We start from the raw sequence: 15140 nt of genomic DNA on the forward strand, positions 1-15140 counted from the left end.
ATCGGCCGTCAGGAGGACCCGCCCATGCTCGCCTATCGTTTCGACGACCCCAACAGCCTGGACGCCCTGCGCGCCCGCGAGGAGCCGGCCGGCGAGCCACAGCGCGGCGAGGTGCTGGTCCGGGTGCGGGCGGTCTCCCTGAACTACCGCGACATCGCGCTGATCCTGGGGCGCTACGTGTGGGACGCCGTGCCGGGCCTCATTCCCTGCAGCGACGCGGCCGGCGAGATCGTGGCCGTGGGCGAGGGCGTGACGGCGTTCAAGCCCGGCGACCGGGTGATCAGCGTCTTCCATCCCCGCTGGTTCGGCGGCCGCCCGCCCAAGGGCGTGGCCATGCAGACCTACGGCAACGGCGTCGACGGCTGGCTGACCGAATACAAGGTCGTGAGCCAGGAGGCCGTTGTGCCGCTGACCGACGAGATCTCCTTCGAGGAGGGCGCGACCCTGCCCTGCGCGGCGACCACCGCCTGGACGGCGCTGTCGGGCTCCGCGCCGATCCGCGCCGGCTCGACGGTGCTGACCCTGGGCACGGGAGGCGTTTCGATCTTCGCCGTTCAGCTCGCCAAGGCGGTGGGCGCCACGGTGATCTCCACCACCTCGAGCGCCGCGAAGGCTGCGCGGCTGCGAGACCTCGGCGCCGACGAGGTGGTGAACTACACCGAGATCGAGGCCTGGGGCCGGCATGTGCGCAAGGCGGTGACCGGCGGCGTGGGGGTGGACTGCGTGGTCGAGGTGGGCGGTCCGGCCACCATCGGCGAATCGCTGCGCGCGGTGCGGCCCGGCGGCGAGGTGGTGCTGATCGGCTTCCTCACCGAGGCCAACCCCGGGATCGACTATTTTCTGCTGAAGGGCAGCAACGCCGTCGTCCGCTCCATCGGCGTGGGCGATCGCGCGGCGCTGGAGGATCTGGTGCGCGCCTGGCGCGGCGCGGAGCTGAAGCCGGTGATCGACAAGGTCTTCGACTTCGACGACGCGGCCCCGGCCTTCGCTCACCTGCAGGCGGCCCGGCACGTCGGCAAGGTGGTCATCCGCGTCGGGCGCTAGGCGCCTCGGACGGCCGCGTCCTGCGGCGGCCCCCTCCCCGGAGGAAGGGGGCGCGGACCGCGTCAGTCGGTCTGGTCGTCGATTTCGGCGTCGGGGCCGTTCTTCTTCATCGATTCGATGGCGTTCTTGGCCGAGGACTTGGCCTTGTAGCCTTCGGTCGAGAACATGATCTCGCCGTTGCCGGCCCGGAACCGCACCCGGAACTCGCCGGCCTTGTCTTTGTAGATCTCGAACTTGTAGGCCATCACGCGGCTCCGCTTGTTGAGGACGACCGACGATTGAACCGGCCGCCCGGACTGTCAACCCGTTCAAAAGCCTTGACTTCGAACAGGTCGAAGACGCCGCGGCTCACGGCGTGTCAGGCCGCCTGCGCGAGCTGCTGCTTCACCCGCTCGGCGAGCGTCTTGATGTCGATCGGCTTGGGCAGGAAGGAGATGTTGGTCTCGCCCTCCAGGAGATCGGAGAACTCGCTCTCCGCGTAGCCGGAAATGAACATCACCGGCGCGCCGTTCAGGTATTCGCGGGCGTGCTTGAGCAGGTCGGGCCCCTGCATCCCCGGCATGACCACGTCGGAGATCATCAGGTCGATCTCGCCGGCGTGCTGTTCGGCCAGCTCGAGCGCCTCCTCGCCGGAGCCGGCCTCGATCACCTCGTAGCCGCGCGCGCGCAGGAGCTTGGCGGCGACCCCGCGCACGGCGTCCTCGTCCTCGACGAACAGGATGCGCCCGGCGCCCGACAGGTCGCGCGGCGCGGCGCGCACCTTGGCCGGCGCGGGCGCGTCGTTGGCCGCGTTGGGGGCGGGCACGTAGACCGGCAGGAAAATGCGGAAGGCCGCGCCCTCGTCGGGGCGGGAATCCACGGCGATCCAGCCGTCGGACTGCTTGACGATGCCGTAGACGGTGGCCAGGCCCAGGCCCGTGCCCTCCCCCACCGGCTTGGTGGTGAAGAAGGGATCGAAGATCTTGTCCATCGCCTCGGGCGGGATGCCGGGGCCGTCGTCGGACACCTCGATCAGCGCCTGGTCGCCCTGGGCGCCCGGATAGCCGAGCGCGGCGGCCTCTTCCTGGGTGACGCGGGCGGTGCGGATGCGCACCGTGCCGCCGCCGTGGGCGCGCACGGCGTCGCGGGCGTTGACCGCCAGGTTCATCACCGCGGTCTCGAGCTGGCCGCGGTCGGCGCGGACCTGCGGCAGGGAGCGGCCGTACTCGGTCTCCAGCTTGACGTCCTCGTAGAGCACGCGCCGCAGCAGCACCTCGAACTCGCTGATCAGCTCGCCCAGGTCCAGGGTCTCGCGCTGGACGGTCTGCTTGCGCGAGAAGGCCAGGAGCTTGCGCACCAGGTCGGCGGCGCGCGCCGAGGTCTGGCGGATCTCGTTCAGGCCCTCGTAGGAGGGATCGCCCACCGGATGGCGCGCGGCCAGCACGTCGAGCTGCATGAAGATGGCGGTGAGCAGGTTGTTGAAGTCGTGCGCCACGCCGCCGGCGAGCTGGCCGATGGCCTGCATCTTCTGGCTCTGGGCGAGCTGCAGCTCCATCTGCTTCTGCTCGGAGACGTCCAGCAGATAGGCCACCCATCGGCCCTGGCTGCGGGACAGGTAGAGGTGGGCGATCTTGCCCGGGTCGTGCGCCAGCCGCACCTCCAGGGCCGTGACCGCGCCGGCCGCCAGCCGCAGCGCCGCGTCCGCGCGGGAGGCCGGCTCGATCAGGTCGCCGAACACCGCGCCCGGCCGCCCGGCCGGGGCCATGGCCGCCAGCGCCGCATTGGCCTCGACGATGGTGGCGGCGAAGGGGTCCTCGCCGTCCAGCAGGGCCGCGCCGAAGGGCGAGGCCGCGGCGAAGGCGTCCAGCACCTTGGGCGGCGGCGCGCCGGCGGTGACCACCGCGTCCAGCACCTCCAGCGCCGCGGACGGCAGGCGGACCGGCTCCGCCGGCCTCTCGGCCAGGCGCACCAGGAAGCGGCGCGGACCCATCGGCGAGACGCGGGCCTGGCGCTCGGCGCCGGCGACGCGGATCGTCGCGCGGCCGATCTCGCCGCGGCGGGCGACAGCCAGGGCCGTGAACAGGCTGACGGCCGAGGGGCCGCCCTTGGGCAGGCGGGGCGCGCCGCCCAGCGCCTCGCGCCAGGCGGCGTTGGCCGCGTAGATGCGCCCGTCGGCGGCGGCCAGGGCGGCGGGCTCCTCCAGGGCGTCGACGACGCGCTCGAACACCGGCTCGCCCTCGGCCGCCGGTTCGGTGGAGCTGCGCAGCACGAACAGGCCCAGGCACGCCACGCCGGCCAGTCCGATCAGGAGCATGGCGCCGGCGAGCGTGGTCGGTCCGGCCTTGAGCGCCGGCGCCGCGGCGAAGGCCGCCGAGAGCAGGAAGAAGACCACCGCCGCCGCGATCAGCGGGTCGAAGCGTCGTCGGACGCCGTGCGCGGTCTGCGGCTCGGCCATGGCGAACCTCCGCTCCTCCTGGAGCCCAGGGGCGGGGCGCCCCGTCGAATCACTCATAAGCATACTCTCATAGGGGTTTAGCCGCCGAACGGCGCCCACTGAGGATGAAGCCGATGATCTTGGCCACGGCCTCATAGTGGGCCGGCGGGATCATCTCGTCGATGTCGACGGCGGCGTAGAGCGAACGGGCGAGCGGCGGATCCTCGATCACGGCCACGCCAGCCTCCTCGGCGACCTCGCGGATGCGCAGGGCGACCGCGTCCAGCCCCTTGGCCACGCACATGGGCGCCGGCGTCTCCTCGGCGTCGTACTTCAGGGCGACGGCGTAGTGGGTGGGGTTCATCACCACCACCGTGGCGTCGGGCACGGCCTGCATCATGCGCCGGCGCGCCCGCTCGTGGCGGATCTGGCGCAGGCGCGCCTTGACGTGGGGATCCCCGTCCGTCTGCTTGAACTCCTCCTTCAACTCCTCCTTGGACATCTTCATGCGCTCCATGAAGCGGTAGCGCTGCCAGAGGTAGTCGGCCCCGGCGATCACCAGGAGCAGGGCGGAGATGGCGAAGAACAGGCGCCGCAGGATCGACACCGCCAGCGGCAGGATGGCCGCCGGGTCCAGCGCCGGCAGGCCGCGCAGCTCGCGCCAGTGCGGCTTGATCACCAGCCAGGCGACGACGCCGACCAGGAAGATCTTGAGCAGCGATTTGACGAACTGCATCAGCCCGTCCAGGCCGAACAGCCGCTTGAAGCCGGAGAGCGGATTGAGCTTGTCCAGCTTGGGCTCGAGCTTGGACGGGGTGAACATCAGCCCGTGCTGCATCAGGTTGCCGGCCATGCCGGCGAAGGCGGCGGCGAAGATCACCGCCCCCAGCATCGGCGCGGCGGCCATGATCGCCGCGCGCGCCACGCTCACCCCGCCCATGCCGTTGAGGGCGATGGCGTCCGGGTGAGCGATGAACGGCAGGAGCTGCGAGATCATGTTGCGGGCCAGATAGCCGCCGCCGATCGCCAGCACGGAGGCGGCCGCGACCATGGCCATCAGCGGCGCCAGGTCGGCCGTCTTGGGAACGTCGCCCTTCTCCCGCGCCTGTTCTAGTTTTCGCGGAGTTGGGTCTTCTGTTTTCGATGCTGCGTCGTTTTCTTCGGCCATCCTAGGCGAACACCCTCAGGAGTTCGCGATAGCGGTTCACCCAGACCATGCCGATCACGCCGATGCTGAGGGCGAGGATCGACAGGCCGAAGAGAACCATCAGCGGCGAAGCGACGAAGAAGATCTGGAACTGCGGCATCACCCGGCCCACCAGGCCCGTGGCGATGTGGAACACCATGGCGAAGACCACGACCGGCGCCGAGAGCTGCAGGCCGAGCGCGAAGGAGCGCGAAACGGTCTGGATGGCGAGCTGGCCGGCGTCGTTCACCATCACCGGCTTGGTCAGCGGGAACAGGGTGTAGGACCTGGCCATCGCCGAGATGAACAGGTGGTGCAGGTCGGTGGTCATGATCAGCACCACGCCCACCATGCCGAGGAAGGTGCCCACCGAGGTCGAGGGCTGGGCTTGGGCCGGATTGGCGGTCTGGGAGAAGGACAGCGTGGTCTGGTTGGAGATGATCTCGCCGGTCACCGCCAGCGAGCCCACGAACATGCGCATGATCGCGCCGATCATCAGGCCGATCAGGCTTTCCTTGATGACCTGGCCGAACATCGCGCCGACCGAGGCCGGCACGGCGGGCATCTGGGCCGACACCAGCGGATAGAGCACCAGCGCCATGAGCAGGGCGAAGGCCAGCCGCACGCGGGCGGGCACGGGGTTCTCGCCGATCCCGGGGATCAGCATGACCATCGGCCCGATGCGCGCGAAGATCAGACCCGCGGCGTAGACCTGGCCGGCGGTGGCGTAGGCTTCCATGGCGGCCCGCGGACCGTCACATCGCCGCGATGCGCGCGGCGATGTGGTTCATGAAGCCGGCCATCAGGGCGCCCATCAGCGGCAGGAACAGGAGCAGCGAAATGAAGATCGCCACGATCTTCGGCGCATAGACCAGCGTGGCCTCCTGGATCTGGGTCAACGCCTGGAGCAGACCGATCCCCACGCCGACGATCAGGCCGACGATCAGGATCGGAGACGCAAGCTGGACCGTGAGCCAGATGGCGTCCCGTCCGACGTCCAGGACTTCGGCGCCGCTCATGAAGGGCCTCTCGAATACGCGTTGCGGATGGGGGCGTGTCAGGTCCCGACTGTGGGACCGACATGGTTAACGAACGGCTACTTCCGTTAACCATGACCGGCGCCGACGGCGGCCTACAGCCCCAGCTTCGCCTCCAGGCGGCTGGCCGCCTCGGCGGGGGCGAGCTTGTCCTGGTCTCGGTCGACGGTGAGGTTGGCCTGGCGCATCGCCTCCACCGGGATCGCGCCGATCAGGGGCTTCAGCGCCTTCAGGAGCCGCTTGTCCCCCGCCCGCTTGGGCGAGATCAGGATCACCGCGTCATAGGGCGGCAGCGCGCCCTTGGGATCGCCCAGCACCACCAGACGGTCGGCGGCGATGCGCCCGTCGCTGGAGAAGGCGCTGATCACGTCCACGTCGCCGCTTTCGAGCGCCCGGTACATGAAGGTCGGCTGATAGGAGCGGCGGGCCTTGAAGGACAGGCCATAGGCCGCCTGGAGCGCCTTCCATTCCGGCCGCGACAGGAACTCCAGGTCCGCGCCGATGGCGAGCGCGGGCGCCTGGCGGGCGAGATCGGCGATGGTGGAGATCCCCAGCGCCTTGGCGCGGTCTTCCCGCATGGCCAGGGCGTAGGCGTTCTCGAAACCGAGGGAGCCCAGCACCGTCACCCCGTCGCGAGCCTTCAGCTCGCGGGTCAGCTCGGCCAACACCTGGGCGCGGCCGGGATTGTCGGTGCGGCCGAGCACGTTGGTCCAGAGGGTGCCGGAATAGTCGACGTAGACGTCGAGCTCGCCTGAGGCCAGGGCGCGGTAGGCGACGGCCGAGCCGAGGTCCTCCTTGCGCGTGACGCTCGCGCCGGCGTCCTCCAGGCGGTGGGCCATCACCTCGGCCAGGATGTACTGCTCGGAGAAGTTCTTGGCGCCGACCACATAGGCGGGTCCCTGCCCCTTGGCCGCCAGCGGCAGGAGCGCCAGGACCACGCCGACGACCAGCCCCGCCGCCCCGGCGATCACGCGGCGCGGATCGCGGCGGGCCGCGCCGGCCTCGATCAGGCCGAGGAGCTGGTCGGCGACGAGCGCCAGGGCGGCCGAGGCCGCGCAGCCGAACAGCACGAAGACCCAGTTCTCGGTCTGCAAGCCGGCGAAGATGTAGTTGCCAAGGCTGGTCTGGCCGACCGGCGTGGAGAGGGTGGCCGCGCCGATGGTCCAGACCGCCGAGGTGCGCACACCGGCCATGATCACCGGGGCGGCCAACGGCAGCTCCACCTGGAACAGGCGCTGGGCCGGGGTCATGCCCACCCCGTCGGCCGCCTGGATCACCGCCGGGTCGACGCCCAGGATGCCGGCGGTCCCGTTCCTGAGGATCGGCAGCATCGAATAGAGCGTCAGCGCCAGGAGCGAGGGCAGAAAGCCCAGCGCGGAGAAACCGTGGCCGGTGAGCGCCTTGGCCGCCGCCGAGACCGCCAGCAGCAGCGGGAAGAACAGGGCCAGAAGCGCGATGGAGGGGATGGTCTGGATCAGGCTCGCCGCCGCCAGGGCCGGCCAGCGGATGCGCACGTTGCGGCTGGCCGCCACGGCCAGCGGCAGGCTGATCGCCAGGCCCAGCGCCAGCGCGCTGGCGCTGAGCAGCACGTGCCAGCCCAGGTAGTCCGGCAGGCGCTCCAGGGCCGCGGCGAAACGCCCGTTCACGCGCCCGCTCCCGACAGCCGCTCGCGAAGGCGCTCGGCCTGGCGGCGCGGCGCCTCCAGCAGGGCGCGGACCTCCGGGTCGGTCGCCGACGCCATCAGCTCGCCCGCGGTCCCGTCGGCGACAACGGCGCCGTCGCGCAGGACGACGATGCGGTCGGCCAGCAGCACCGCCTCGGCCATGTCGTGGGTGACCATCACCGTGGTCAGGCCGAGCTGATGGTGCAGCGCGCGGTAGTCGGTTCCCAGCGTGTCGCGGGTCAGGGGATCGAGCGCGCCGAAGGGTTCGTCCATCAGGACGATGGCCGGCTCGGCCGCCAGGGCGCGGGCCACGCCCACCCGCTGGCGCTGGCCGCCGGAGAGCGCGTCGGGCGTGCGCGCGGCCATCGCCTGCGGCAAGGCGACCAGGTCGAGCAGGGCTTCGACCCGCCCGGCGATGCGCTCGGCGCTCCAGCCGAGCAGCCGGGGCGTGACCGCGATGTTCTCGGCGACGGTGAGATGGGGAAACAGGCCCACCTCCTGGAAGACGTAGCCGATCCGCCGGCGCAGCAGCGCCGCCGGGCCCGCCCGCACCGGCGCGCCCTCAACGCGCACCTCGCCCGCGTCGGGCTCGGCCAGGCGGTTGATGGTCTTCAGAAGGGTGGTCTTGCCCGAACCGGACGCGCCCACCAGGGCGACGAACGCGCCCCTGGCCACGCTCAGGTCGACGCCGGCCAGGGCCTGGTGGCCGGCGTAGCGCTTGGCGACGCCGGCGAGCTCGATCATCGGGGCGGTCATGGCCGACCGGTAGCACGATCCGGCGCGAGCGGTCGTCGGAAACCGGGATCAGGCCGCGCCGGAAGCCTTTGGCGCTTCGGCGGCCACCACCGCGGCGATGGCGTCGAACAGGGTGGCCGTGGTGATGGGCTTGGCCAGGTGCCCATCGGCCCCGGCCATACGGCCGGCCTCGACGTGCTCGGCCATGGCGTTGGCCGTGAGCATCAGGATCGCCGTGCGCGGCCGCGCCTCGCGGGCTTCCAGGGCCCGGATCTCGGCCGTGGCGGTCAGCCCGTCCATGACCGGCATCTGCATGTCCATCAGCACCAGGTCGAAGCCGCCGCCGGCGAAGGCCTGCACCGCCTCGCGCCCGTCGGCGACGCTGACCAGCTCGACCTGCAGGTCGGCGAGCAGGGCCTCGATGATCATGCGGTTGGCCGGGTGGTCGTCGGCCAGCAGGATGCGCAGGGCCGACGGCGCGGCGGCGGCCGGCTCCGGCTTGGCGGCCTCCCCCTCGACCACCGCGCGCGGCAGCGGAACCTCGAACCAGAAGGTCGCCCCCCGGCCCGGCGCGCCCTCGCAGTCCAGCGTCCCGCCCATCAGCTCGGCCAGGTCGCGCGAGATCGCCAGGCCCAGCCCGGTGCCGCCGTAGCGGCGGGTGATCGAGCCGTCGGCCTGGTGGAAGCGGCCGAAGATGCGGCTCTTCTGCTCGGCGTCGAAGCCGACGCCGGTGTCGCGGACGGTGAAGCGCGCGCGCCCCTCGCCGACATCTTCCACCGCCAGGCTGACCGATCCGGCCTGGGTGAACTTCAGGGCGTTGCTGACGAGGTTGGTGAGCACCTGGCGCACGCGCACCACGTCGCCCGTGACGAAGCGGTCGAGCGCCGGATCGACGCGCACCTCCAGGCCCACGCCCTTGTCGTCCGCCCTCGGCCGCCACAGCGCCTCGACCTCGCGGACCAGGCGGCCCAGGTGGAACGGCGCGGCCTCGATGGCGACCTGGCCGGCCTCGATCTTGGCGGTGTCCAGGATATCCGACAGCAGCCGCTCCAGGGTGTCGCCGGACGAGCGGATGATGTCGACCATCTCGTGCTCGCGCGGGGCGAGCTCGCGCCGCGACAGGGCGTCGGCCATGGCCACCACCCCGTTCAGCGGGGTGCGGATCTCGTGGCTCATGTTGGCCAGGAATTCGCTCTTCGAGCGCGTGGCGTCCTCGGCCCGGCGGCGGGCGACGCGCAGCTCGCCCATCAGGCGCCATTGCCACAGGAGCAGGCCCGCGGCCGTGGCGGCGAACAGCACCGCCACCACCACGATCCAGCGCTGCCAGCGGATCACCGCCGCCTGCAGGTTGGTGTTGGCCGCGGCGGTCTCAAGCTGGCGGCGGCGCTCGGTGAGCTGCTCCTGCATGTCGACGGTCACCTGGCGGATGCCGTCGCTGAAGCGCCGGTTGGCCTGGATGCGGTCGTCCTTCAGGTAGTCGCTGAGCTTCTCGTAGGCCGCCTTGGCGTGACCCTGGGCGAACAGCACCTGGGCCTCCACGTGCGGCAGCTCGGTGTGGCCTTCCTCGTTGAAGGCGCCGGCCGCCCTGAGCTTGCGGATCTCGGCCATGTCGCGCTCGGCCGCCGCCACCTGGCCGGTCTCGGCGTAGGCCAGGGCGCGCATGGGCAGGATGCGCGGAGCCAGGAAGGCCGCCGCGCCGAGGTCCGGCCCGAACCGCGCCAGGCAGGCCAGGACGTCGCGCGGCGCGGCGCGCCCCTGGGCGACGTTGGCGCAGAGCACCGCGTCATAGACCGACAGGCTGTCGATGTTCGCGCGCTGGGCCAGCCGGTGGTGGGCCGCGTAGAGGCGCTCGGCCGTGGCCTGGTCGCCGATCTGCAGGGACAGGCGCGTCAGGTTGTAGATGGCGTCGAAGTCGGGCCGCGGATAGGCGGGGTTGGCGTAGTCGATCTCGAACCGGCCGAGGGCGGTGGTGGCGCCGTCGATGTCGTTGAGCTTCATCAGGCCGATGCCGGCCACTTCCCACAGCCCCGCGCGGGCGGTCGCCGCATAGGGCGCGTCGTCGGGCACCTCGGCGTCGGCGTCGGTGAGCAGCTTCAGGCCCTCGCCGATGCGGTCCTCGTCCATCAGGGCCAGGGCGGTCAGCCGCGCGGCGTGCGCCTTGACGAACCAGTCTGTCGCGGTGCGCGCGGTCCTGGCCATCTCGTCCGCCACGGAGGTGTCGCCCTCGTCGTAGCGGATGGTCAGGTCGTCGAGCCGGGCGATCTCCTGGTAGCGCGCGTCCCGCTGGGCCTTGGCGGCGGCGGCCAGGCGGCCGTTCCACAGCCTGGCCTGATCGAATTCGCCCTGGTTCAGCATGATCCAGGCGACGTGATAGAGCCGGTTCAACCCCTCGCGGTCGTGACGGTCCATGGCCTGGCGGCCGAAGGTCTGGAGCTGGCTGAAGCTGGAAGCGGCGGCGCGCTTCTCCACCGCCTGGGCGAGTTCGGCCGGCGTCCTGGCCAGGCTCGGCGCGCCGGCGGCCAGCAACAGCCCCGCCAACGCCGCCGCCAGCGCGCGCCGGACGCCCGAGGCGCTTCGTGCGCTATCGCCCACCATCAAACAGAACGCGCTTGAACCCCACGGTCGCCCCCGAGGCCAGAGGTTGAACTACGGGTGCGGCGCCGTCCAGGTCGTTCGCCTCAGATGGGCATCCGCATGATCTCTTGGTAGGCCGAGATCACCTGGTCGCGCACGGCCATCACCGTCTCCAGGCTGGTCTCGGCCGCGGAGATCGCGGTGACCACGTCCACCAGATCGGCCTTGCCCGCCACCTGCTGGGCGATCTGGGTCTCGGCGTGCTTGGTGGTGCTCATCACCTCGTTCATGGCCGACTTGACCATGTCGCCGAAGCCGCCCGCCTCGGCGGCCTTGCCGCCGCCCAGGCTGGACAGGCCCTGGCTCTGCGCGGCCGCGTAGGCCTTGGCCGCGGCGAGAGGAGACACCATCGCCTAGCCCCTACTTCTTCAGGAGATCGAGGGTGCGCATCTGCATGTTGCGCGTGGTCTCGATCACGTTGAGGTTGGCCTCGTAGGCGCGCTGGGCCTCGCGCATGTCCAGCGCCTCCACCAACGGGTCGACGTTGGGCATCTTCACATATCCCTGGGCGTCGGCCCCCGGGTGGCCGGGCTCGTAGTCGGACTTGAAGTCGGACTTGTCGGTCTCGACGCGGGCCATGCGCACGCCTTCGGCGCCGTCGACCTTGGCCGGGGCGAACACCGGGATCTGGCGCCGGTAGGGATCGCCGCCGGCGGTCCGCGCGGTCGAGTCGGCGTTGGCCAGGTTCTCGGCGATGATCCGCATGCGCGCCTGCTGGGCCCGCAGCGCCGAGCCGGCGACCGCCATGGTGGCGGAGACGGAGGATGCTTTGACGTCGGCCATTCAGCGCGCTCCCGTCACTTGCCCGGCGCCTTGGCGGCCATGCGCAGCAGGGACAGCGATTTTTGATAGAAGCCGATGGCCGCGTCGTAGTTCATCCGCGCGTCGGCCATCTTGATGGTCTCCTCCTCGAGCACCACCGAGTTGCCGTCCAGCGTGGTCTCCGAATCCTTCTTGCGCACCGGCCGGAAGATCTGGTCGCCGAAGGCGGAGCCGCCGCCGATGTGGCCCGGCTGGGTGACGGCTGGCGTGCTGGCCGACTGCGCGCTCTCCAGCTTGGCCTGGAAGCTGAACGGCTTCAGGTCCTCTGGCGTGTAGCGGGGGGTGTCGGAGTTGGCGATGTTCTGGGCGATCTTCTGCTCGCGCTGGCTGAGGTACCCCAGCCGGCTGCGCAACATCGCGAACAGCGGAATATCGCCCACATTCATGACCAAACATGGTGAACAAACAGGGTTAACCGCGTCTTAAGACCCTGCGGCGCACACCCCTTGCAGGCGTCGCCGCCGGCGCGCCGCAGCAGAACGCGACCGCCATGGATCTTTCCGACTTCGCCCGCGCCGCCTTCGCCCTTCTTGTCACCCTGGGCCTGGTGGGCCTGGGCGCGGTGGCCCTGCGCCGCTTCGGCCCGGACGCGCTGACCCGCCTGTCCCGCCAGCGCAAGGAACGGCGCCTGAACGTGGTCGAGACCCTGGTGCTCGATCCGGCCCGGCGGCTGGTGCTGGTGTCGTGCGACGGCGAGGAGATGCTGGTGCTGCTGGGCGAGGGGCGGCTGCTGAGCGCCGCCGACCAGGGCACGGCGATCATCGTGCGCGAGGGGGAGCTGCACTGATGCCTGGGCCCCTCTCCGACCTGCGCAACCTGAAGGCCGAGGACTGGCGCCGCGCGGCGGGCCTGTCGGCCCTCGCCACCCTTGCCGGCCTGGTCTGGCACGGCGCGGCCATGGCCCAGGCGATCAACGTCAACCTCGGCACCGGCGCGGGCCTGACCGAACGGGTGGTCCAGCTCGTCGGCCTGATGACGGTGCTGTCGCTGGCGCCGTCCATCGTGATCATGACCACCTCGTTCGTGCGCATCGTGGTGGTGCTGTCGTTGCTGCGAACGGCGCTGGGCCTGCAGCAGAGCCCGCCCAACGCGGTGATCATCAGCCTGGCCCTGTTCCTGACCGCCATCGTCATGGGCCCCACGTTCCAGCAGTCCTACGACGAGGGCGTCAAACCGCTGCTCGACCAGCAGATGGAGCTGCCCCAGGCGTTCGAGGCCGCCGGCGCGCCGGTGAAGACCTTCATGCTGAGTCAGGTGGACCGCGACGACCTGGCCCTGTTCGTGCGCCTGTCGAAGATCGAACGGCCTCAGACCGCCCAGGAACTGCCGCTGCGCGTGGTCACCCCGGCCTTCATGATCTCGGAGCTGAAGCGGGCGTTCGAGATCGGCTTCCTCCTGTTCATCCCCTTCCTGGTCATCGACCTGGTGGTCGCCAGCGTGCTGATGAGCATGGGCATGATGATGCTGCCGCCGGTGGTGGTCTCGGTGCCCTTCAAGCTGATCTTCTTCGTCCTGGTGGACGGCTGGCGCCTGGTCGCCGGCAGCCTGGTGGAGAGCTTCCGCCACGGCGCGGGCGGCTGACTCCGCACCAGACGCGCGGCCCGCGACGCATGGCGGGCGCTTAAGCCGTCGTCAGGCGCACGCCTCTTGCACGAAAATGCAGCGAATTCTCATCAGCACGCCATTTTTCCGCAAATTCCCGCAATTCGGTTTTGAATTCCGGACGCCGTTTTTCAGAGTTTGCAGGATATCTGCGGACGGACCGCCCGGCTTCGCCACATCGCTGGCCGGCTAGGCGACTTCAGGCGGCCATCCGACGCGCAAGACGAAAACAGGGACGCGTTCGGTCTCGCGCCCAGGCTCGACCTGGCGGAGTCGCACGGGATTTGCCGATTGGAGGTGTGGGGTGAACTCTCTGAAGAAGAATCTCATCGTTGCGACGGCCGTGGGCCTGACGCTCGCGCTGGGCGGCTGCGGCAAGGGCGCCAGCGGCGGCGGTGAAACCCAGGCGTCGGCGCCGGCGGCGCCGAAGCTGGGCATCCGCCCCAACGGCGACACCACCATCAGCATCGACATGAGCAAGATCCACAATCCGGATCTGAAGAAGATCTACGACTACATCGACACGAACATCGATCAGCACGTCGTCAATCTGCAGAAGTGGATCCAGCAGCCCAGCATCTCCAACACCGGCGAGGGGATCCAGGAATCGGCGGAGATGGTGAAGGGCTTCTTCGACCAGCTCGGCTGCCAGGAGAGCAAGGTCTACGACGTCGGCATGACCGAGTGGGGCCAGCAGGGCAATCCGGTCGTCTACGCCAAGTGCGACGAGGGCGCGCCCAAGACGATCGCCATCTACTGGATGTACGACACCATGCCGGTGACGCAGCCGGACCTTTGGAAGGCGCCGCCGTTCGAGGGCCGCCTGGTCGAACAGGCCCCCTACAAGAAGGTCCTGATCGGTCGCGGGGCGACCAACTCCAAGGGACCTGAGATGGCGATGTGGAACGCCCTCATGTCCATGAAGGCCGTGACCGGCAAGCTGCCGGTGAACATCATCTTCATCGCCGAGGGCGACGAAGAGCGGATGGACATGGGCTACCGCAAGTTCATCGTCGACCACAAAGACCTCTTCAAGGACGTGGACGCGATGTACACCTTCGGCGGCCAGGGGCCGACCGGCGGGTCGCGCGGGCTCAGCGGCTCCGAAGGCTGCCTGTTCATCGAGCTGACCACCGACGGGACCGACTGGGGGCGCGGCCCGACCCGCAGCAACATCCACGGCGCCTTCAAGCGCTCGGTGGACTCGCCGGCCTGGCGCCACATCAAGATGCTGTCGACGCTGGTGGACGACAGCGGCAACCACGTGCTGGTCGACGGCTTCTACGACAACATCGAGCCGATTTCGGCGGCGGACGACGCCAAGCTGCACGCGGCGGCCAAGAACTACGACCTGAAGGCGGCCGCTGAGAACCTCGGCGTCGCGCGGTTCATCTCCGACGATCCCTACACGGTGCTGAAGATGTCCAGCATGGGCACGTCCTTCAACCTGGACGGCATCTGGGGCGGCAACATGTTCGCCGGCGGCTCGGGGGCGATCCTGCCCAACACGATCACCTCCAAGCACAACATCCGCTACGTGCCGAACATGTCGGGCGAGGACCTGGTCAAGAAGATCCGCAAGCACCTCGACTCGCACGGCTACAAGGACGTGAAGATCAACGTGGTCGGCGACGTGCCGTGGTCGAAGACCAGCACCGACACCGAGATCGGGCGGGCCGTGACGCAGATGTTCGACGAGTTCGGCATCCCGAGTTCGCCGGTCCACTCCCAGGCCAGCATCATGGGCGGCTACTGGCCGTCCTACCTGTTCTCGGGCTTCGCGGTGAACGTGCCGATCTTCGGCGGCATGGCCGGCTCCGGCGGCAACGCCCACGCGGCCAACGAATACTACGTCATCGAAGGCGCCGGGAAAGTCTACGGCATCGCGGGCGCGGAGAAGTCGGTGGCCACGGCGCTCTACAACTACGCCGGCCTGAACGAACCGACCGGCGGCGCGGCGGCCGCCAAGTAGCCGGGCGGCCATCCCGAACCGATCCGTATCCA

At 70.1% G+C, this 15140-nt stretch carries 15 protein-coding genes; 4 read left to right on the top strand and 11 right to left on the bottom strand.

Annotated features, from left to right (window positions below; all coding sequences use genetic code 11):
• Positions 1–24: 24 nt before the first annotated feature.
• Entirely contained in the window at positions 25–1044 is a 1020-nt protein-coding gene (locus ACE3TA_RS18130) for an NAD(P)-dependent alcohol dehydrogenase (protein ID WP_374575724.1), read from the top strand.
• Positions 1045–1106: 62 nt separating this feature from the next.
• On the opposite strand, the gene ACE3TA_RS18135 is transcribed toward ACE3TA_RS18130, so the two are convergent.
• From ACE3TA_RS18135 to ACE3TA_RS18185, 11 genes are all read right to left on the bottom strand, one after another.
• A complete protein-coding gene (locus tag ACE3TA_RS18135; protein ID WP_374575725.1) occupies positions 1107–1289 on the bottom strand; it encodes a YegP family protein in 183 nt (60 codons plus the stop codon).
• A gap of 113 nt (positions 1290–1402) precedes the next feature.
• Positions 1403–3478: a cell cycle histidine kinase CckA gene (gene cckA, locus ACE3TA_RS18140; protein ID WP_374575726.1), complete on the bottom strand. Its 2076-nt coding sequence runs from the start codon at positions 3476–3478 to the stop codon at positions 1403–1405.
• A 67-nt stretch (positions 3479–3545) separates the two neighbouring features.
• Positions 3546–4625 (bottom strand): flagellar biosynthesis protein FlhB, encoded by a 1080-nt coding sequence (gene flhB / locus ACE3TA_RS18145; protein WP_374575727.1) that lies wholly within the window; start codon positions 4623–4625, stop codon positions 3546–3548.
• Position 4626: 1 nt separating this feature from the next.
• A complete protein-coding gene (gene fliR, locus ACE3TA_RS18150) occupies positions 4627–5382 on the bottom strand; it encodes a flagellar biosynthetic protein FliR (protein WP_374575728.1) in 756 nt (251 codons plus the stop codon).
• A 16-nt stretch (positions 5383–5398) separates the two neighbouring features.
• Entirely contained in the window at positions 5399–5662 is a 264-nt protein-coding gene (gene fliQ, locus ACE3TA_RS18155) for a flagellar biosynthesis protein FliQ (protein ID WP_374575730.1), read from the bottom strand.
• 113 nt (positions 5663–5775) lie between these two features.
• Entirely contained in the window at positions 5776–7326 is a 1551-nt protein-coding gene (locus tag ACE3TA_RS18160; RefSeq protein ID WP_374575731.1) for a glycine betaine ABC transporter substrate-binding protein, read from the bottom strand.
• Positions 7323–8099, bottom strand: coding sequence for an ATP-binding cassette domain-containing protein (locus tag ACE3TA_RS18165; protein ID WP_374575732.1), 777 nt, complete (start codon positions 8097–8099; stop codon positions 7323–7325). The genes ACE3TA_RS18160 and ACE3TA_RS18165 overlap by 4 nt, the downstream gene beginning before the upstream one ends.
• 48 nt (positions 8100–8147) lie before the next feature.
• Entirely contained in the window at positions 8148–10616 is a 2469-nt protein-coding gene (locus ACE3TA_RS18170; RefSeq protein WP_374575733.1) for an ATP-binding protein, read from the bottom strand.
• A gap of 140 nt (positions 10617–10756) precedes the next feature.
• Positions 10757–11062 (bottom strand): flagellar hook-basal body complex protein FliE, encoded by a 306-nt coding sequence (gene fliE / locus ACE3TA_RS18175; RefSeq protein ID WP_374575734.1) that lies wholly within the window; start codon positions 11060–11062, stop codon positions 10757–10759.
• 10 nt (positions 11063–11072) lie between these two features.
• Complete coding sequence (gene flgC, locus ACE3TA_RS18180; RefSeq protein ID WP_374575736.1) at positions 11073–11495, bottom strand: flagellar basal body rod protein FlgC; 423 nt, start codon at positions 11493–11495, stop codon at positions 11073–11075.
• A gap of 14 nt (positions 11496–11509) precedes the next feature.
• The gene (locus tag ACE3TA_RS18185) at positions 11510–11920 is read right to left on the bottom strand and encodes a flagellar biosynthesis protein FlgB (protein ID WP_374575737.1); all 411 of its coding nucleotides are present in this window, start codon (positions 11918–11920) and stop codon (positions 11510–11512) included.
• 104 nt (positions 11921–12024) lie between these two features.
• Here ACE3TA_RS18185 and ACE3TA_RS18190 point away from each other — a divergent pair, with 104 nt between their 5' ends.
• The 3 genes from ACE3TA_RS18190 to ACE3TA_RS18200 all read left to right on the top strand — a co-directional run bounded on the left by ACE3TA_RS18190 (position 12025) and on the right by ACE3TA_RS18200 (position 15108).
• Entirely contained in the window at positions 12025–12321 is a 297-nt protein-coding gene (locus ACE3TA_RS18190; RefSeq protein WP_374575738.1) for a flagellar biosynthetic protein FliO, read from the top strand.
• On the top strand, positions 12321–13115 hold the full coding sequence (gene fliP / locus ACE3TA_RS18195; RefSeq protein ID WP_374575739.1) for a flagellar type III secretion system pore protein FliP: 795 nt from the start codon (positions 12321–12323) through the stop codon (positions 13113–13115). The genes ACE3TA_RS18190 and fliP overlap by 1 nt, the downstream gene beginning before the upstream one ends.
• Positions 13116–13440: 325 nt before the next feature.
• Complete coding sequence (locus ACE3TA_RS18200; protein ID WP_374575740.1) at positions 13441–15108, top strand: M20/M25/M40 family metallo-hydrolase; 1668 nt, start codon at positions 13441–13443, stop codon at positions 15106–15108.
• Positions 15109–15140 lie beyond the last annotated feature (32 nt).

It is taken from the genome of Phenylobacterium sp. (assembly GCF_041916435.1).
GTDB lineage: Bacteria > Pseudomonadota > Alphaproteobacteria > Caulobacterales > Caulobacteraceae > Phenylobacterium.